This window comes from Shewanella sp. AC34-MNA-CIBAN-0136 (genome assembly GCF_040309945.1).
GTDB lineage: Bacteria > Pseudomonadota > Gammaproteobacteria > Enterobacterales > Shewanellaceae > Shewanella.
In genome coordinates, this window is the sequence record NZ_JBEOPJ010000009.1 from 127,050 (window position 1) to 145,517 (window position 18,468).

17 protein-coding genes are annotated in these 18,468 nt (G+C 40.6%); 3 read left to right on the forward strand and 14 right to left on the reverse strand.

The window, feature by feature from the left end:
• Positions 1-110 precede the first annotated feature (110 nt).
• The 9 genes from can to AAEY94_RS11160 all read right to left on the reverse strand — a co-directional run bounded on the left by can (position 111) and on the right by AAEY94_RS11160 (position 8,703).
• Positions 111-725, reverse strand: a complete 615-nt coding sequence (gene can / locus AAEY94_RS11120; RefSeq protein ID WP_101087601.1) for a carbonate dehydratase — start codon at positions 723-725, stop codon at positions 111-113.
• Positions 726-834: 109 nt separating this feature from the next.
• Entirely contained in the window at positions 835-1,683 is an 849-nt protein-coding gene (locus AAEY94_RS11125) for an alpha/beta fold hydrolase (RefSeq protein ID WP_182743663.1), read from the reverse strand.
• A gap of 35 nt (positions 1,684-1,718) precedes the next feature.
• Positions 1,719-2,429 (reverse strand): D-alanyl-D-alanine carboxypeptidase family protein, encoded by a 711-nt coding sequence (locus AAEY94_RS11130; protein ID WP_192116076.1) that lies wholly within the window; start codon positions 2,427-2,429, stop codon positions 1,719-1,721.
• Positions 2,420-3,553: a succinyl-diaminopimelate desuccinylase gene (gene dapE / locus AAEY94_RS11135; protein WP_194956173.1), complete on the reverse strand. Its 1,134-nt coding sequence runs from the start codon at positions 3,551-3,553 to the stop codon at positions 2,420-2,422. Before dapE ends, AAEY94_RS11130 begins: the two co-directional genes overlap by 10 nt.
• Positions 3,553-3,894: an ArsC family reductase gene (locus tag AAEY94_RS11140; protein ID WP_101087605.1), complete on the reverse strand. Its 342-nt coding sequence runs from the start codon at positions 3,892-3,894 to the stop codon at positions 3,553-3,555. The genes dapE and AAEY94_RS11140 overlap by 1 nt, the downstream gene beginning before the upstream one ends.
• Before the next feature lie 275 nt (positions 3,895-4,169).
• A complete protein-coding gene (crr, locus tag AAEY94_RS11145; protein WP_101087606.1) occupies positions 4,170-4,679 on the reverse strand; it encodes a PTS glucose transporter subunit IIA in 510 nt (169 codons plus the stop codon).
• An 81-nt stretch (positions 4,680-4,760) separates the two neighbouring features.
• Entirely contained in the window at positions 4,761-6,482 is a 1,722-nt protein-coding gene (gene ptsP, locus AAEY94_RS11150; protein ID WP_350978829.1) for a phosphoenolpyruvate--protein phosphotransferase, read from the reverse strand.
• Between the two features lie 12 nt (positions 6,483-6,494).
• Positions 6,495-6,752, reverse strand: coding sequence for an HPr family phosphocarrier protein (locus AAEY94_RS11155; RefSeq protein WP_041413537.1), 258 nt, complete (start codon positions 6,750-6,752; stop codon positions 6,495-6,497).
• A gap of 334 nt (positions 6,753-7,086) precedes the next feature.
• Entirely contained in the window at positions 7,087-8,703 is a 1,617-nt protein-coding gene (locus tag AAEY94_RS11160) for a methyl-accepting chemotaxis protein (protein WP_162024329.1), read from the reverse strand.
• 275 nt (positions 8,704-8,978) lie between these two features.
• Between AAEY94_RS11160 and AAEY94_RS11165 the strand changes: the two genes are divergently transcribed.
• A complete protein-coding gene (locus tag AAEY94_RS11165) occupies positions 8,979-9,689 on the forward strand; it encodes a DUF3334 family protein (protein WP_101087609.1) in 711 nt (236 codons plus the stop codon).
• Between the two features lie 145 nt (positions 9,690-9,834).
• Here the strand turns inward: AAEY94_RS11165 and AAEY94_RS11170 are convergent, their stop codons facing one another.
• Positions 9,835-10,242, reverse strand: coding sequence for a hypothetical protein (locus tag AAEY94_RS11170; protein WP_101087610.1), 408 nt, complete (start codon positions 10,240-10,242; stop codon positions 9,835-9,837).
• A complete protein-coding gene (locus AAEY94_RS11175) occupies positions 10,239-10,664 on the reverse strand; it encodes a T6SS effector amidase Tae4 family protein (protein ID WP_350978865.1) in 426 nt (141 codons plus the stop codon). The genes AAEY94_RS11170 and AAEY94_RS11175 overlap by 4 nt, the downstream gene beginning before the upstream one ends.
• 361 nt (positions 10,665-11,025) lie before the next feature.
• On the opposite strand from AAEY94_RS11175, the gene AAEY94_RS11180 reads away from it, so the two are divergent.
• Together AAEY94_RS11180 and AAEY94_RS11185 are read left to right on the forward strand one after the other, a co-directional pair.
• The gene (locus AAEY94_RS11180; protein WP_101087611.1) at positions 11,026-12,063 is read left to right on the forward strand and encodes a LacI family DNA-binding transcriptional regulator; all 1,038 of its coding nucleotides are present in this window, start codon (positions 11,026-11,028) and stop codon (positions 12,061-12,063) included.
• Positions 12,064-12,271: 208 nt separating this feature from the next.
• Entirely contained in the window at positions 12,272-13,204 is a 933-nt protein-coding gene (locus tag AAEY94_RS11185) for a DUF808 domain-containing protein (RefSeq protein WP_101087612.1), read from the forward strand.
• 164 nt (positions 13,205-13,368) lie between these two features.
• Here the strand turns inward: AAEY94_RS11185 and AAEY94_RS11190 are convergent, their stop codons facing one another.
• From AAEY94_RS11190 to AAEY94_RS11200, 3 genes are all read right to left on the reverse strand, one after another.
• Positions 13,369-13,764, reverse strand: a complete 396-nt coding sequence (locus AAEY94_RS11190) for a DUF805 domain-containing protein (RefSeq protein ID WP_101087613.1) — start codon at positions 13,762-13,764, stop codon at positions 13,369-13,371.
• Between the two features lie 172 nt (positions 13,765-13,936).
• Positions 13,937-16,399 (reverse strand): glucan 1,4-alpha-glucosidase, encoded by a 2,463-nt coding sequence (locus tag AAEY94_RS11195; RefSeq protein ID WP_335692167.1) that lies wholly within the window; start codon positions 16,397-16,399, stop codon positions 13,937-13,939.
• Between the two features lie 340 nt (positions 16,400-16,739).
• Positions 16,740-18,299: an MFS transporter gene (locus tag AAEY94_RS11200; protein ID WP_101087615.1), complete on the reverse strand. Its 1,560-nt coding sequence runs from the start codon at positions 18,297-18,299 to the stop codon at positions 16,740-16,742.
• Positions 18,300-18,468 lie beyond the last annotated feature (169 nt).

Genomic DNA, 18,468 nt, shown 5'->3' on the forward strand with positions numbered 1-18,468 from the left:
CGTTCTTCAGTGGTGGTTCGCGACTTTTATTGCATATTTTTAATAACAATAAACAAAGGCCTGCTAAATAACAGGCCTATTAAAAGTGTAAATGGAGATAGAAGGCAAGGTTAAGCTAAATTGCGCCCATGAAGACGGTCGATTGTCACGTCTAAATCTGTGAGTAATCCGTTATTAATTCCGTAAATCCAACCATGTATTGCAACATCTTGGCCACGATCCCATGCTTCTTGAACGATGTTGGTCGACACAACATTTGACACTTGTTCCATCACATTAAGCTCACACAGGCGATCAAAACGCCCTTGTTCACTCATCGATTCAAGAGCATCCTCGTGAATACGATAAATGTCACGTAAATGTCCGAGCCAATTGTCAATCAGGCCCAGTCGCTCTTTATTCATTGCCGCACGAACACCACCACAGCCATAATGCCCAACGACCATGATGTGCTTTACTTTTAGTACATCGACAGCATATTGCAGCACTGATAAACAATTTAAATCTGTGTGAATGACCATATTAGCGATGTTACGGTGAACAAACACTTCACCGGGTAATAAGTCGATAATCTGATTAGAAGGCACTCGGCTATCTGAGCAACCAATCCATAAGTATTCTGGGTTTTGTTGTTTTGCCAGTTGCGCAAAAAAGGTAGGATCTTCTTTATTGATCCGTTCAGCCCAACGGCGATTATTATCAAATAATGGTTTAAGAAGTTTCATGAGCGCTCGAATTAGGTCGTTTTTTACCGGTAAGGTATTACAGGTAATATGTCATTTTGTAATGAGTATATCAGCAATGCCGACGGATCTGGTCTATCCATTGAGGTGATTAATTAAAATTAACTTTACTCAAAAAATCAACAAGATGCTGATTAAAAATGGCTGGTTTTTCGATGTTAGCTAAGTGACCAGCTTGTTCAATGTGCAATAATTGACTGCCATCAATACAGTCATGCATTAAATAACTTTCCAGTGCGGTACGCAAATAACCACTTAATCCTACGGCCACCAAAGTCGGTAATGTTAATAACTCAACCGATTCGAGTGTGTCACGTTTGAATATGGCCATATTGGCAAATTTAAGTAACGCAGTAAGTTGGGCGCCAGAGTAAGACGTTAATTCAGCGCTAAATTGTGCAACAATATTAGCTAGATTGGGGTCTTGGTTGACCAATTGCTCAATCTCTTTACTAAAATATAATGTGCTAATGGTTTGTGCAAGGTCTGCTGATATAGCTTGGTCGTTGGCAACTTGAGCCATTAACCCTTGGTATTTAACGCAATTAACTTGCGGTTCAAATCCCACAAAACTGTTTAACATCACCAAGCCATTAATGCGAGCCGGTGCATGTAATATAAGCTCTGCCGCAATTGCACCGCCACTACCATGACCTACGATGGCGGCAGAGTTGATTTCAAGCTTATCCATTAACGTTAATACGTTTTGGGCCACATCTTGTAAATTTTCAACAGATTCTGGGATAGTGGTTGTTTGACCATGGCCCCAAAAGTCGATGGCAATACATCGATACTGTGATGACAGTTGGTCAATTTGCGATCGCCACATAGTGCTATTGGTGAGTAAGCCATGACAAAAAATAACAACAGGTCCATGTCCTTCATCTAAGTAATACAGTGGTTGATTATCAATTTCTATGTGATGCATTAAAGTGGACATAACAAACTCATTCAAAGAGGAAATGCGCGCAAACATTAAGCCGGAGAGGGCGCAACAAAGAAAACATAATGATTAACTAACTCTGTTAGCCGTTCAATTAAGGGTGATTTTAACGATATTTCTGCCGCAGACAACACTTTTGCAAATTCATCTGCGCTAAATTGCTCCAACAACTCATTAGCGACAGGAAAATAGCTCATGTGCCATGGCTCAGGACTAACGCCACTTAAATCAGGTTGATAGGGGAAATAAAATCCAAACTCAGCAGCATGCGAGATAAGCCATTGATGTAGAGAAGCACAAGGGCCATCGGCGGTATATTCTGCAGTGATTAACTGCAGTGCTTGTTTGCTAATGTTATTCGCATCATATATATCGAAATCGGTGCCCCAATGATGCCGAGATGCGCCAGGGAGGGCAGACCATATCAAAATGGTATCAATCAGCTGTTGGGGCGTGAGTGACGTAAACTCAACTGGATTTGAGTCTTGGTCGAGTAATGGTCGCTGACCTGTGGCTTTGGCGTTCCAAATACTCAATTGACGATCAAATGGTCTATATGCCGAACATATTTGTACATTAAACCCCGCAGCAGATGCCGCGTTCTGCAACTGCTGAAATGCAGTTGCAGTGCGTTGTTCAAGCAAAAACTGTCCTACTGAAACTAAATGACGATCGTCTAAACCGTATAGTTTAGCTTGCTCGTTAGGGATATCAATCGAACAAAGCAGTGAGCTTATTTGCACAATAGCTTTTCCAAAATGCGTTCATAGCAATTAGCTAATATTTCTAAGTCGGCCACGTTGACACATTCATTCACTTTATGAATTGTCGCGTTGACTGGGCCTAACTCCAACACTTGTGCGCCAGTTGGTGCGATAAAGCGACCATCTGAGGTACCACCTGAGGTTTGGGGGTCGGTTTCATAACCTGTGACTTCGCGAATCGCTTCCCGTGTGGCATCAAGCAGTGGACCGTCACCCGTTAGAAACGGTAAACCATTAAATATCCAGTTGATATCATAATCTAAGCCATGAGCATCAAGAATACTTACCACCCGTTGGATCAATTCTTCTGCGGTCACTTCGGTTGAGTAACGGAAATTAAACATCACGGTTAATTCACCGGGGATAACATTCGATGCCCCTGTACCGCCATTTATATTAGCAATTTGGAAACTGGTCGGTGGGAAAAACTCATTACCGTTATCCCAATGCATTTGTGCGAGTTCAGTTAGTGCTGGAACCGCGTTATGAATAGGGTTGTCGGCTAAATGTGGATAGGCAACATGGCCTTGAATTCCGTTAACGGTTAAGTTGCCCGTTAAGCTGCCACGACGACCATTTTTGACGACATCACCCAATTTATGCGTTGATGAAGGTTCGCCAACTAGCGCCCATGTCATTTTTTCATTACGAGCTTCGAGCGTATCAATAACCCGAGTGGTACCGTTAATAAAAGGACCTTCTTCGTCACTGGTAATTAAATAAGCAATAGAGCCGTTGTGGTCTGGATGCTTAGCAACAAAACGTTCAGTCGCGATAATCATCGCGGCTAATGATCCTTTCATGTCTGCTGCACCACGACCATGTAAATAGTTATCAATGATGGTCGGTTCAAACGGAGGAGTATGCCAACGGTTAAGATCACCAGTAGGTACCACATCGGTATGACCTGCAAAGCAGAAAACCGGATCACTGTTCCCTCTTCTTGCCCACATATTGGTGGTGTCTTCAAAAACCATTGGTTCAATGTTAAAACCAATGGCGGCAAGGCGATTGGCCATTAAGGTTTGGCAACCTTCATCCAATGGTGTTACCGATGGACGTGAAATCAGATCCTTTGCTAATTCAACTACATCATTATTCATTATGCGAACCACGCTTGGTATTGAGCTAGGTTAAAACCAACCAGTAATTTATCGTTATTGACGAGAACAGGGCGCTTAATTAATGTTGGATGTTGCACCATTAAGGCAATGGCTTTGTCTTGAGTGATATCCGTTTTATCTGCATCAGATAAACCACGAAAACTGGTGCTACGTTTGTTAAACAAGGTTTCCCAACCTACAACATCAGCCCACTGCGTAACCATGGCTTCATTTAGGCCATCTTCACGGAAGTCGTGAAACGTGTAATCAATTTTTTCGGCTTCAAGCCATTTGCGCGCTTTACGAACGGTATCGCAATTTTTTATGCCGTATAAAGTCAAAAGAATACTCCATTAATGTCGATAGGGGTGTCATGTAGAGGCTTGGCTCTATAGATAAGCCTGAAAAAGTGCCTTATGTAACATTGATATCATTGAATGCATTTAACAACATTGTGGCATTGTGAAGCGGCTTGGACAAGCCGAAGACGGTGTTTTGAAAAGATTTCATAATATGCAACCTACGCTCACTTAAGCTGAAGGTTGCATATTATCGTGGCGTAATAGTTTACGACACGATTGAGTAGAGGTATTAAATAAATCGAACCAATTTGATGTTACATTTGCACCGTAAAAATAATATCTTTACCCGCAATAACGCTGCCTTGGGCCTTATCTAATTGTTTAACGTCTTCCATATTGGCCAGCACTACCGGAGTGAGTAAACTATCAACTTTTCCGCGTAAGTAAGCTAAATCGAAAGACAAAATCGGTTCACCGGCTTTAACTTGCTGACCTTCCTCGGCTAAACGCTTAAAACCATTGCCTCTAAGTTCAACGGTACCAACCCCAAAATGCACAAACAGCTCAAGCCCTTGTGGAGACTCAATACTAAATGCGTGGTTGGTTTCAAAAATTTTACCTATAGTGCCATCAATCGGGGCAACAATAAATTCGCCCTTAGGGTCGATAGCAATCCCATCGCCAACAATTTTTTCAGCAAATACCACGTCGGGTACTTTTTCAATTGCAACAATATCACCCGATACAGGTGCATAAATGGCAATACCACCCGTTAATGGTGGTTGGCCGGAAATAAGTCGTCTAATGCGGCTTAAAAATCCCATAAGAACAAGCCCCTTTTATTAATATTTTTATGCGCTTAATTGTAAACGGCTCTGTCAACTTTACCAACTTTATTCGTGTGATTAATCGCAATCATGTGCAAAAGCGTTAATGGCTTTACGAATTTCAGTAATTCGAGTTAACAAAGCAATGTGTTGTGCATGGCGGACAAATTTTGTGTAATTACCTTTAATCAATGCCACTTTTACGTCTAATAAATTAGCCGGGTTGATACTCAACTCATCAAGCCCAAGTCCGACTAACAAAGGTAAGACGTATGGATCGCTGCCAAGTTCACCACATAAAGAGACTTTAACATTTGCCTGTTTACAGTGGTTTATGGTGATGGAAATTAATTGAATAACAGCAGGTGATAAAGGTGGATATTGTTTGGCTAAATGTGGATTAGTTCTATCGGCCGCTAAAGTATATTGAGTTAAATCATTGGTGCCGATACTGACAAAATCGAGCAGTGGCAGCATGCTGGGTAGGTTCAGTACCGCTGCTGGGGTTTCAACCACAATGCCGTAACTCAGGGTACCAAAACCTTTTTCTTGTTCAATTAATTCTGCTTTGGCACGTTCAATTAATAAAAATGCGGCGTCAAGTTCTTCAACCTGGCTTACCATCGGAAACATTAATCGAACCTGGCCATGATTCGCCGCCCGAAGTATTGCTTTTACCTGGGTGATAAAGGTCTCTGGGTGCGCCAAACTATAGCGAATACCACGAATGCCAAGAGCTGGATTATCTTCGTTACTTTGCGGCAAACAAGGGATCTCTTTATCTGCGCCGATATCAAATGTTCGAATGGTCAGTACGTCACCTTGTAAGCTATGAAGGGCGTCACAATAGAGTTTATATTGTTGCTGCTCATTAGGTAGCGCTTTGGCATTCATCAATAAAAATTCAGTACGAAACAAGCCAATGCCTTGTGCTCCGACTTCGGCTGTATGAGATATTTCACTCAGATTACCCACATTGGCCAGCAAAGTGACCAGATGACCATCATTGGTTTGACTGGGCTTATCTTTATAAATCATTAACGCTTGGCGACGCAGTAACTCTTGTTGTTGTTTTTGCTTTAATTGGTCGAAAAGTTCAGCTGATGGAGCGATATGTAACTCACCAGACATTCCATCTAAAATAAGCTGCGAACCATCTGTAATAGGATCTTCAGATTGTGAAAACTGATAATTGAGTAATGCAGGAATTCCTGCTGCCCGAGCCAAAATGGCAGTATGGCTTGTTAGGCCTCCTGATTCGAGAATAAGTCCAGTAATGTGGGTTAATGGCAATATGGCAAATTCAGCAGGGGTTAAGTCATCAGCGAGTAAAATAGTGTCTTCAGTGAGTGTTGATAAATCCCATTGCAAATGGCCATGCAAAGCACTGGTGAGGCGTTTAGCCAAACAAATTATATCACCGCTACGATTGGCCAAATAAGGGTCGTCTAATGACAACATTTCTGCAGCATGTTGATTAAAAATACGATCAACTGCGACAGCTGCGCAGACTCTAAATTGCTCAATATGTTGATGTAGTTGCTGCTGCAGCTCCTCATCTTCAAGCAACATAATATCGCTATCAATCAGTTGGAAATTATCACAATCTGGGCACAGGTGATGTTGGCAGTGTTGTAAATGTGCAATCAAGTGATGAATTGCCTGGGTTAACTGTTGCTGTTGCTGGTCAATTTGTTCAATAGAAAGCAGTTTAAAATCGAGTGGTGGCAGTTGGGTGGTAATAGTCAATGCTTTACCAAAAGCGATACCTGCAGATACAACGATTCCATTGATTGACATAACGTTGTCCTATTAACTAAGCGTAATCAGCATTGAGGCTATTTTGTCAACGGCTGCTTGGCCGTGTTCACCTGACGCTAACACCGTCACAGACATGCCTTGGTAAAGGCCTAATGTTTGCAACTTAAATAAACTTTTCGCACTGGCTTGTTTTCCATTACATTCGACCATAATGTCGCAATCAAACTCTTTTGCCTCTTTTACCAGTAATGCCGCTGGACGGGTGTGAATACCGTGAGGAGCAACAATGGTGACCGTTTTTTGATACATAAACAACATACTCTGTAATGAATGACAACTAAATACTCATCGGATTAAGTATCAATATTTCAATAAGCTAGTCGAAAGTACTCACTAGCCATTTGGTTGAAAAATGCTTGTAGAACCCAAGTTTTTAATCTGATGGAGACAATATACCCTAAAGTCAGAAGGGCTAAAAGTGATGTTCGACTCGAAATGATCGGCGATGTAATCATCAGGGATATAAGCCAATATTGGCAGTGCTAAGAATGAGAGGGTTTAGCAGGTAAAAAACTAAGGCTTTTGGGGCTGACATTTGCAATGCTCCGCCTGACAAGCCTTAGTTAATAAATCGTTTTATTAATTATATTTTAAATTGCCCTAGTGTTTTGCTCATATCAACACTAATGGCTTGCAACGATTGCGCTGCCTGGCTGTGGGTTTCGTTAGCGGTTAACGACTGTTCGGTGAGTTCAGAAATGGTATTGACGTTGACATTGATGTCTTCGGTAACCAATGCTTGTTCTTCAGTGGCACTAGCAAGTTGTGCTGTCATGCCACTAATATTATCGATGAGTGCTAGAATTTCGATAATTGCATCGCTTGACTGAACGGCTTTTGACTGTAACTGAGCAGACTCCCGTTGGGTATGAGTAATGCTGTCGATAACCGATTGAATACCCGTTTGGATCTGACTAATAATTTTATTGATTTCATTAGTCGATGACTGAGTTCTATTCGCGAGTGCTCGTACTTCATCTGCCACTACAGCAAAGCCTCGACCATGTTCACCGGCTCGTGCTGCTTCAATGGCGGCATTGAGCGCAAGCAGGTTAGTTTGATCTGCAATACTGCCAATAACATCAAGAATACTGCCAATCTCAGCGGATGAATGACTCAGTGTTAGTGACACTGTTTCAGCTTGATGTAATTCATGGACTAAACTTTGTGTTTGTTCAACGGTTTGTTGCATCAATTTTTGATTCTGTTCCGCTTGATGTTTTACATTAGCGGCACCGTCAGCTGCATCTTGTGTATTTCGTGCCATTTCTTGGCTAGTCGATAACATCTGGTTGATAGCCGCGGCGACACTTTGGGTTTCACTATGCACTTGATTCGCGCTTTGATTAGATGACTTTACGGTGTCTAATAAATGTATGGCTTCATCATTTAAGGTATGCCCGAGCGGTTGCAAATTAGCCACCATATTGGCAATTTTAATCACAAATTGATTGAATGCATCAGCCAATTTAGCCACTTCGTCGTTACCTTCAGTCGACAAACGCTGGGTCAAGTCACCTTCACCTTTGGCTATCTGTTCCATCGCATCGATCGTGACGTTGAGAGGTTGGGTAATGGAATGATTCAACAATAAAAAGAATGCAAAAATAGGCACTGAAATAATCATCATGATAATAAAATAGTCAATAATGATACCTGTCATGCTTTCATTAACATCGTTGACGTTAGCTTGAGTGATTAAGGTCCAATCAAGGGCTGAATAATACTGCGCTGCGACTAATACTGTTTGAGGCTGATTTTGTTGGTCGACAATAGCAAGTTCATTTTGTGCGATGTTGTTTTTTTTGGCGTTAGCGATCAATTGTTGATATGAATTAGAACCGTTGAATGTTGCTAAATTGGCAAGTGGTTTACCGATAGAGTTTTGATTAAGCGGATTAACAATAATGCGGTCTTGGTTATCAACAATGATAAAAGCTTGATGATCATTAACCTCAATTTGACTGGCAAATTGGCTTAATATTTCAACCGTAGCGTCCGGCTTAGCCAATTTAAACGCATCAAGAGTGCTACTTAATTGGCTGACTTGTCCACTTATCTGCTTATATTTTTCCTCAATTAAATGATTATATTGTTCTTTAATTGAAAAAGAACCGAAAACCACAGTGCCTACAGCAGCTAAAGCTAACATAATGAATAAGCGCTTTAAAATGGTTAAGCGTCTTAATAATCCAATCATCATCAGTCCTAATTCAAACAATCCATACAAAGTTGTGCGATTATAATGAAAATATGAAAAAACATAAGCTTGAAAGATTGTTTTTGTGAGCAAACAGCTGATTTTTACATTTGTTAATTGAATGTGTTTATTTGTAAAAAATTATTGATTATCAAATGATTAGTGTACCATTAAGTTTGATTGGTTAATTAACATGCTAATCGATTGTTTTAATTTTGATTTTTTTTTGATTTACCCGCAAGATTAGCTTAATTAATGGATAAGGTACCTACGTTATGAATTCATCTTCTACAGTCAAAAATGACGACATTTTACTTAAACTTTGTCATTCTGTTTCTCATGTTCTGTCTAGCACTAGTGCGAGCCATATTAGTCATGCTGGGATGGTTCAAAGTATTTCTCGTACCCGTTTAAAGCCTGATTTGGCGTGTTTTTCCATTTTCGACGGCGGCTTTTCAGGTCTAGTTGTTATCAATTTTTCAGCTGCTGCGGCTATTGAAATTTATCGCCGCTATATGATCAACATGGGCATGCCTGAAACAGAACTCGCGTTTTCACATACTTCTGATGATGTCAGTAATGTTATGGGCGAATTAATGAACCAAATTTTGGGTGATTTTATTGGTAAAATATCGAAAGAATTGCAAACATCAATTAGCCAAAGCCAACCTAAAATGTTGGTTATTAATAAAGAGTTAACTATTTCTATCGATACAAACCTCGATAATGCAGTTGCCAGACGAGTGTCATTTAAGACTGAAAATAATCATATTTTTTATCTTGAATTCGCCATGGATAAAACCGAGTTTATTCGCTCAGCAGACTTTGAAATGGACGAAGAGTTTGATTTGGACTCGTTAATTGAAACTCATGGTAAAACAGCGCAAGTCAGCACTGTAAAATCAAAAGATGTATTAAATGATCCCAATATTAAAGGCATTGTTGTCGATGACGCAGATGACTTGCTTAGTGAACTTGGATTATAAGTAATGCAGATTGAGAGACATAACCAAATAAGCAATTCATCTTGGTTGTTTCTCTCGATTTAGGCCATCTTGGTTGTTAATTTCTTTATTGAAGCTCTTTAAAGACATTCAACTTATAGCGTTAGAATCTTATTACCAGAAAAATTTATTGTTTATTATTTAAGAAGTGACGGTAGACCTTTTCATCTAGGCCAATTGTTGGACACGTTAACCCTTTATCTCTTACAGTTGAAACAGTCATCTTGCCATCAGTGATAAACACTGCTTGTGATTGTAATGAGCATTTATCAATCGCTTTCACTTGCCATCTTTTGAGTTCATCTAAAGCTGCAGGCGCACCAGCAACAATATAAACTTTCACATTATTGTATTGATAAAAATAACGCCCATCGTCATTAACCTTTACGAGAGAACATGGTGTTTTTAGTTGTAAAGAAATATGTTGAGTATCTTTATCGAAAACGCATTGCCCTGAATCATCGTTCAAACTGACATGAGCGTTAGCACATGACATTAACAATAATGATCCGAGTAAACCAAATGGTCGAATCATGCTGACATTTCCCAGAACCATATTTGCTCTCCTAAATTAAGCCAGTCAGGATCTCCAGCCTTTAAATATTCACCATCCCATAAATCAATATGATCAGTATTTCCCCAACCATTCATTATAAAAACAATGCCTTTTTTATCTTTTAAAACAGATAGAGCATCGTTTTTAAGGACTTGTTTGTTACCAACAAATGTACAGCTAGCAGAGTCAATCCAATTTGCAAGTTCTTGTGCAGCAAGGATATGCCTTGGTGTATGTTTTAAACCAGGATAACAGCGACGTTGAGGATACATTTTATCAAAAGATGAAATATCGATTCCAGACGCTTCTAATGACACACCCATACGGATAGCACATTGATTAGCGAATAATGTTTTTGTCGCAAGGGTTGCTGGGATAAGGATGGTTAACCCATAATTTATTAAATTGAATAAGCATGTTACTAAGTCCTTTTAAATGAATAATTAACAATACCACCTTCTTAATGTTAAAAAAATTACCCATAGTAATTACTGATAACTTAACTTAACATATGATAATAGATACCTAAAACCAAAGTAAATGATGTAGTTAACTACCCCCATTTACGTATTCAGCTAGCTTAAGTTGGCTCATTACTATGAAATGATAGAATTATGAATAAATATTTTAAGTGAATAAACTACAATATTTATAAATTTCATAATAGTAGAGGCTAACTATTTTTTTAAATCATTATTAAAAGCAAATGTGGGTACTTTCAGTTTCAAACCTTCACCCATTAACTAAAGGCGATGCAGAGAAATGACATCTAAAGCGACTTCTATTGATATAGCTTACCGTGCAGGCGTGTCGCAATCGACAGTGTCTCGTGCGTTAAGAAACAGTCCATTGGTAAATTTAGAAACGCGACAGCGTATTCAAGCCATTGCAAAAGAACTCAATTATAAAGTCGATAAAAATGCCAGTAACTTACGCATGCAAAATAGCCATACGTTAGCATTGCTAATTTGTGAAGATCCTACTAACGATGAGTCGATGATCAACCCATTTTTTCTCTCTATGCTGGGTTCGATCACTCGAGCCACCGCCCGTCAAGGTTATGATTTATTGGTGTCATTTCAGCAGCTTTCAACGGATTGGCATGCAGATTATGAAGACAGCAATAAAGCCGATGGTATTATTTTATTAGGTTATGGCGATTATATGGATTATGCCCATAAACTTGATAAGCTTATCGAAAAAAATACTCACTTTGTTATCTGGGGAGCTGAGCATAACAATAAAGCGGTGTTGTCTATTGGTTGCGATAATCATCAAGGTGGTTTTGTGGCCACGGAGCATTTGCTCGGGTTAGGGCATAAACACATTGCGTTTTTAGGTGACTCGTCAAGTCGCAGCCCTGAATTTCGCGACAGATATTTAGGTCATGTTGATGCTTTAAAATCTACCGGTATCGAAGCTGACAAACAGTTACAGCATGACGCTATTAATACCGAAGCCTCTGGCTATCATGCCGCCAACGTATTATTAGATAGCGGCGTGACATTTGATGCTATTTTTACTGCGAGTGATCTTATTGCGATAGGGGCCATTCGTGCATTGAAAAAGCGCGGTGTTGTAGTGCCAGATCAAGTTGCTGTAGTGGGATACGATGATATTCCAGTGGCCAGTTTTGCCAATCCGGCGTTAACAACCATAAAGCAAGATACTCAGTTCGCAGGTGAAATACTTGTCGAAAGTGTGTTGAAGTTAATCCGTGGTCAAGAAGTTAGCCAGCGATTAATCAAGACCCATTTAGTGGTGCGTAGTTCATGTGGTGCAAATGTTGAAGATAATTAGATAATTAGATAATTAGATAATTGATATTAAGTGCATTGAATACTTTATGTAGTGCTATTTTTGTTTATTTACAGAAGCTTGGCAAACTAATGCTCTGAGTTAAGATCACTTATTTTACAGTAACAACTTACGTGCTCATATCATTAAATCGCTTTCAAATATGTGTGTAATTCCTGCTATTCAATTGTTTTTAAAGGATAAGTTTTTTATGGCCGGTGCCAGTTTATTAACCCTATTAGATGATATTGCGACTATTCTGGATGATGTGGCGGCAATGAGTAAAGTGGCTGCACGCAAAACTGCGGGCGTTCTGGGTGATGATTTAGCCTTAAATGCACAACAAGTGTCGGGTGTTGCTTCTGATCGTGAACTGCCTGTGGTATTTGCGGTGGCGATGGGATCATTTAAAAATAAAGTGATTTTAGTGCCGATGGCCATGCTGATCAGCGCATTTATTCCATGGGCTATAACGCCTTTATTAATGTTTGGTGGTTTGTTTTTATGTTATGAGGGCTTTGAAAAAGTCTATCATTCACTAACACATAAGCGTGCTCCTGTGATTGATGACGATGCGGTAGTCGCCAAAGCAAAAGCGGATATCGAAGATTTAGCCGCATTCGAAAAAGAAAAAATAAAAGGGGCTATTCGTACCGATTTTGTCTTATCGGCTGAGATCATCGCTATTAGTTTAGGTGTGGCTGCACACATGGATCTAATGGGGCAATTTTTAACCTTATGTGTGATTGCCATTGTGATTACGGTAGGGGTATACGGTTTAGTAGCAGGGATTGTTAAAATCGATGATCTTGGTTTGTTTCTGGCTCAGCGTAAGCCAAGTGGAATAGGGCATAAATTGGGTTTAGGATTAGTATCTGCTGCCCCTTACTTAATGAAGGTCCTGACATTTGTCGGCACTATTGCCATGTTTATGGTCGGTGGCGGTATTTTAACTCACGGAATTCATGTGGTGTCTGAATGGATTGTGCATGCAGAAACGCTGGTAAGCCAAGTGAGTGTTGTTGGTGACGTTTTAGGGCTATTAACCCCAAGCGTGTTGAATGCATTATTTGGTGTTGTTGCTGGTGGTTTGGCGGTATTATTGATGAATGGTGTGACCAAGTTACTGCCTGCAAAAGATTAGTTACTGCCTGCAAAAAACTAGTTAATGCCAGCAAAAAGTTAGTTAATCCAAGTATTTGTTGTGGTAAGCAATGATGGGTAAAAACATACGAAAAAAGCATAGTCCATGGCTATGCTTTTTTCGTGGTATTGACGATAACGACGATGTTAATCAGTCTCTTAGGACTAAACCGTTAAATTATCGGGACTGTCTGGATTTGGTACTGTTTTTGGATTTGGCCCATATTCGTTGTCATCTTTACTGTTAAAGCACATCACAACCAGTAAAATTAATATGCCAAGCAATGGAATAAATATCAATAATAACCACCAACCAGAATGGTCTGTGTCGTGTAAACGACGGACACTCACTGCGATACTTGGGATCATGATGGCGAGTGAATAAATTGAGCTTAATACCCCTGCACCGTAGACGTCGCTGTAAAAACCGACACCCATGTCTAATAGCGTCAGTACGATACTGATCACCGCACTGATTAATCCAAACATCCAGTATTCTTTACGACGTGCACGGCCGCTAAAATCAAAATACTGCTTCAATACTTTTACATACCAATCCATTTGTTGTTCCTTAACGTTAACTTTTATTAATCCGGTGTATTTGTAACAAGATAGTGTTGAATTAACAAGGATTTGTTTCAAAATACACACAAAAAATAAAGCCGTTGTGAGTCACAACGGCTTATTGAACAAGCTAATACAGTGCTATCAATACACTGTGATTAATACAGTGCTATTTAGCGAGTGTTTGTTGTACAACAGGGTAAAAGTCCCATACTTTTTCATCGGTCATCGAACGCACCAATTTAACGTATTCAGCATGAGTCCACGCTAGCGGTGTTGCTGAGTTGGTACCTTGGCCCATTTTGTAATTATAACGAGTCTCATTGCCTACGCCGTCCCAAGCTTGCTCAGGTAACATTAACCCTTGGTTAGCAAAGGTTTCCATGCCTTGAACATAGGTATTGATTAATACTTTCTTCGTGTCAGGGGTTAAGGTGTCGTTCGCTTTTGCTAAGGCTAATTCGTAATGACCGCGTTCACCGGTAAAGAAAGGCCATACTCGACCTCGTTGATTTTCGGTGTCGCCTCTTTCAGCGTAGCTAAGACCTGTGATTGTGTCTTCACCATATCCATCGTTACCATAGCGGCGGTATCCTGGTACTTTACTGCCATCTTTGGCGGTAAATTGGTATTTAACTCGTAAGTTATCTTCAAGACCTTGGTTGTCTATTAGCATGACGCTGTTTTTAATAACAGGGTCTTGGGCGTTAACCACACCATAACGGACTAATTCTAAAAAACCACCATCGAGGATCATGCGCTGATCTAAACCAGGTTTACCATTGTTATCGATGAGTTTATCGGTGTTATTAGGGTTACCATTTGGGCTAATGCGCACATAGTAAGGTGCAACTTTACCTTTGGCATCTGTTTCACCTAATAAGCCAGTGGTGGTGACCATCGTTGTTTCGAGCTGACGTTGTAGCTTACGTGCTAAATCGGCATATTCAGGTGCTTGTTCATCTTTGGCTAGCGCTCCGATATCACTGGCAGCCACTAAACCCGCAATTACGGCTGCGGTTGTGGATGGAGAAAATCCTGCTTGCTCTTCCCAGCGTTCTTGTTGGGTACTAGGAGGGTTAATTTCAGTGTCATTCCAATCCAGTTTTACTTTGCCGCCTTTAACTAAAAAGTCAGCGGCTGGTTTAAGCATGTCGTTATACCATTGGATTATTTCTGCATCGCTAAGCACACCTGCTTGCCACAGTTTCCAGCCGAGCATGATTGGCATAGCGGTTTGATCTAACTGCACGCCAACCCATTCAATTTCACCATCGACATGGGTTTTCTGTAAAAACCATCCAGGAGTACCTGCAAAACCAGGTGTTTGTTGTTGAACTTGAACCTGCTTTAAATATTCAAAAGCCACTTTTGGTGTTTGAATATCGCCCATGGCTAAAAATGCCATTGCACATTGGTAAAAATCACGTGGCCATACGGCTTTATAGCCTGTGCTACCGACTTTAGCTGAAACGGTGTCGCCCCAAGGATTTGAAAGTGATGCGATTAACGCACCAGCATGGGTTTTATCTTCTTGAGCTTTTAACACTAAGGCGCTGGCATAGAGTAATTTACCGTTATCTGTAGTGTTGCTGCTCATGTCATTTAATGGCTTCAGCGAGGCTAAGTAATCTTTCCAGCCAAGATGTTTATCGTCGCCTAAATACGCTTGTTTAACGGCGTCATAACCCGCATCTAATGTCGCTTGAGTGGTGGCTAAGCTACTTGCTTTGTCTTTACCAAAACCAATAACCAAATTAAAGCTTAGGCTGTCATTAGCATTGGTGAGGGTAGGGTATTGTGCGGTTAGGGCGACGTTGCCGCCTTGATTGGTGTCGCTAGTGGTTTGGTAATGAGAGTCAAGTTTACCGTTATCTTGTAAATCGACAATACCATCTGATGTGCCGACAAACCCAGCGCTTGCAGCGACAAAATCAACATCTGTTTTAACGGTCATTACCGTTGAATTAGTGTCGCTGGTGTAAGCCACTAGCGATTGGCCTTCAACACTAGCAATGTCATTTGAACCACTGTTATCAATGTGCGGATTGACATAAAGGTGTGGCGTAATGCCAGCCTCAAAAGCAGTAAAGGTGACTTTCATCATCAAGCTATTTCTATCGGGATCGGTAAAAATATGTTTTTCTATTTGGTATTTACCTTCAACATCTTTATTAATGACTTTATAAGCCAGCGATAATGGTCGTCCCATATCATCGGTATCTAAATACTCAATAGTGCTGATAGTGTGGTCTTTTTCAGTATCGACAAAGCCATTGCCAGAGATAATAAATTGCAGTTCTTTAAGCTGGGCATTGTGAATAAGGCCAAACATGGTTTCGGTTAATACGCCTTGAGCTATCGAAAACCACACTTTACTGACAGGGTTTGCAGCTGTGTCTTGATAATGGCCGTTAACATAGGGTTCGTAAGATGTGCCTATGCCAGTTTTTCCTGAGAAAGCCCAAGTAGGTTCTATGCCCGGGGTACCGGGTGCGACGTTAATAACCTGAGCTTGTGTGTTTACTTGAGTATCAGCTGGTGAGCATGCACTTAAGGCTAGTGCCATCAGACTAGTTGTGACAGCTTTCGCTATGATGCTGTGATGCGTGAGTAAATGTGGTTTTAACATGGAATTCCCCCAAAAAATAATGATCTTAATTTAGGGCCTGTTGATCTTTCAAGGTTGTTTTTGCAGCAAATTGTTGGTCATTTGTACAAGGCAGAGACTTTGTGGTGTAGTTATTCTACATAAAAAGTCGATAACGCAGTAAAAATGACCAACAAACGCTGCCCGAAGGGTTCGGCTAAAAACGTTTTACTCTTTGTTGAGTTACTCTTCGTTAAGTAAAAGTAGCTTAGATTGCTAGGCAGCAATCCGCTCGCCTCGATTAAAACGTTTTTATCTCGAACAAAATTTAACCTGCAAAGATCAACAGACCCTAGTTACCAGTGACAAAGACTGGTAATTCTTATTGTGTTTGCTTGTCTTGATCGACAAATAACACCGCAATGCCCGACAACATCATAAATATCCCGCCTAGTACTAACGCGTAAATAGGTTGTCCATCAAAAAATACCTTAAGCAATAAGCCAAGAATACTGGCCGCTAACAGCTGTGGGATCACAATGAAGAAGTTAAAAATCCCCATGTAAACGCCCATTTTTTTCGGGGGTAATACACCTGATAACATGGCGTAAGGTACCGATAGAATGGATGCCCAAGCAAAACCAACGCCAATCATCGGTATCCACAACAGGTTAGGGTTTTCAATAAACATAAAGCTGATGAGACCCGCACCGCCAATAAACATGTTGATGGTATGGGTGAGCTTAATGCCGACGGCTTTAGCTAGAAACGGAATAATAATCGCAGCAATTGCAGCAAAGCCGTTATATGACGCGAATAAGATACCGACCCAATCTGCACCATCATTATAGGCTTGTGATACCACATCAGTGGTGCCGTAATGGTACGAAGTAACGGCCGCTGTGGTGTAAATCCACATTGCAAATAGCGCAAACCAAGCAAAAAACTGTACCAGTGCTAGCTGACGCATGGCTTTAGGCATATGAAACAAATCATCGACAACATTAAACGTCATGCCTAAGCCGTCGCGTGTTGCTGACGATTCAGCGTTATTGTTTGACAGTTTGGCTAACTTACGCGAGCAGTAAAGTTGCAGTGGTCCGAAGGTAAAAATACCCAAACTTAAAATATAAAGTTGCTTATCTAGGTCTAGGCTTACAATTGCGAGAGTGAAAATGGCGCCAATCGCCATCCATATAATGGCACCATGTTGATATTGTTTGACTGTACGCGTATTGGCGTTAGTGTCTTGTGCATCAGTAGTGTCTTGTTGATGAAATTCAGCCAATTGCTCTGGAGAGTATTCTTTGGTTGAAATAATGGTCCAACCCACGGCCAACATTAGTACCGCGCCACCAAAGTAAAATGCATAGCGTACAGAGTCGGCAATTTCGCCCGCTGGGGCGGTATTTTCCACATCAAATACATTGGTTAAAATATATGGCAAGGCAGATGCCACCACCGCACCAATACCAATGAAAAAGCTCTGCATTGCATAGCCTTGGGTCCGTTGGTTTTTGGGTAGATTATCGCCGACAAAAGCACGAAACGGTTCCATGGCGATATTGATTGAGGCATCCATAATCCACAACATACCCGCCGCAATCCATAACGTAGGTGAGTGCGGCATGATAAATAGCGACAAGGTGGTTAGTATGGCGCCAATTAAAAAATAGGGGCGACGACGGCCTAATCCATTCCAAGTGTTATCACTTAAATAACCGATGATAGGTTGTACTATGAGACCCGTGAGCGGTGCGGCAATCCATAAAATGGGAATGTCATCAATGGATGCTCCTAGAGTTTGAAAGATACGGCTGACATTGGCGTTTTGCAGTGCGAAACCAAATTGGATCCCCAAAAATCCAAAACACATATTGAAGATTTGCCAAAAATTAAGCTGCGGTTGTTGGGTGACGTTTTTATAATTATTGTCAGACATGTGACATCCTTTTTGGTAAGTCGTTGTGCTTACTTCTTTTTAATTTTATTGCTTATGGCGAATTCGTTGGTAACCATTACGTTGGCTATGTTACATATTAATAGTTAAAAAAATGGCGAATACGCATCTCCCTAAGACGGATATTCGCCAAAACCTACGCTTTATCCAT

Coding starts and splice junctions, on each gene's coding strand:
- AAEY94_RS11170 (WP_101087610.1), bottom strand. CDS start 10,242: ATGATTCGACCATTTGGTTTACTCGGATCATTATTGTTAATGTCATGT.
- crr (WP_101087606.1), bottom strand. CDS start 4,679: ATGGGATTTTTAAGCCGCATTAGACGACTTATTTCCGGCCAACCACCA.
- AAEY94_RS11190 (WP_101087613.1), bottom strand. CDS start 13,764: ATGGATTGGTATGTAAAAGTATTGAAGCAGTATTTTGATTTTAGCGGC.
- AAEY94_RS11155 (WP_041413537.1), bottom strand. CDS start 6,752: ATGTATCAAAAAACGGTCACCATTGTTGCTCCTCACGGTATTCACACC.
- AAEY94_RS11160 (WP_162024329.1), bottom strand. CDS start 8,703: ATGATTGGATTATTAAGACGCTTAACCATTTTAAAGCGCTTATTCATT.
- AAEY94_RS11180 (WP_101087611.1), top strand. CDS start 11,026: ATGACATCTAAAGCGACTTCTATTGATATAGCTTACCGTGCAGGCGTG.
- AAEY94_RS11200 (WP_101087615.1), bottom strand. CDS start 18,299: ATGTCTGACAATAATTATAAAAACGTCACCCAACAACCGCAGCTTAAT.
- ptsP (WP_350978829.1), bottom strand. CDS start 6,482: ATGTCAATCAATGGAATCGTTGTATCTGCAGGTATCGCTTTTGGTAAA.
- AAEY94_RS11185 (WP_101087612.1), top strand. CDS start 12,272: ATGGCCGGTGCCAGTTTATTAACCCTATTAGATGATATTGCGACTATT.
- dapE (WP_194956173.1), bottom strand. CDS start 3,553: ATGAATAATGATGTAGTTGAATTAGCAAAGGATCTGATTTCACGTCCA.
- AAEY94_RS11195 (WP_335692167.1), bottom strand. CDS start 16,399: ATGTTAAAACCACATTTACTCACGCATCACAGCATCATAGCGAAAGCT.
- AAEY94_RS11165 (WP_101087609.1), top strand. CDS start 8,979: ATGAATTCATCTTCTACAGTCAAAAATGACGACATTTTACTTAAACTT.
- can (WP_101087601.1), bottom strand. CDS start 725: ATGAAACTTCTTAAACCATTATTTGATAATAATCGCCGTTGGGCTGAA.
- AAEY94_RS11125 (WP_182743663.1), bottom strand. CDS start 1,683: ATGTCCACTTTAATGCATCACATAGAAATTGATAATCAACCACTGTAT.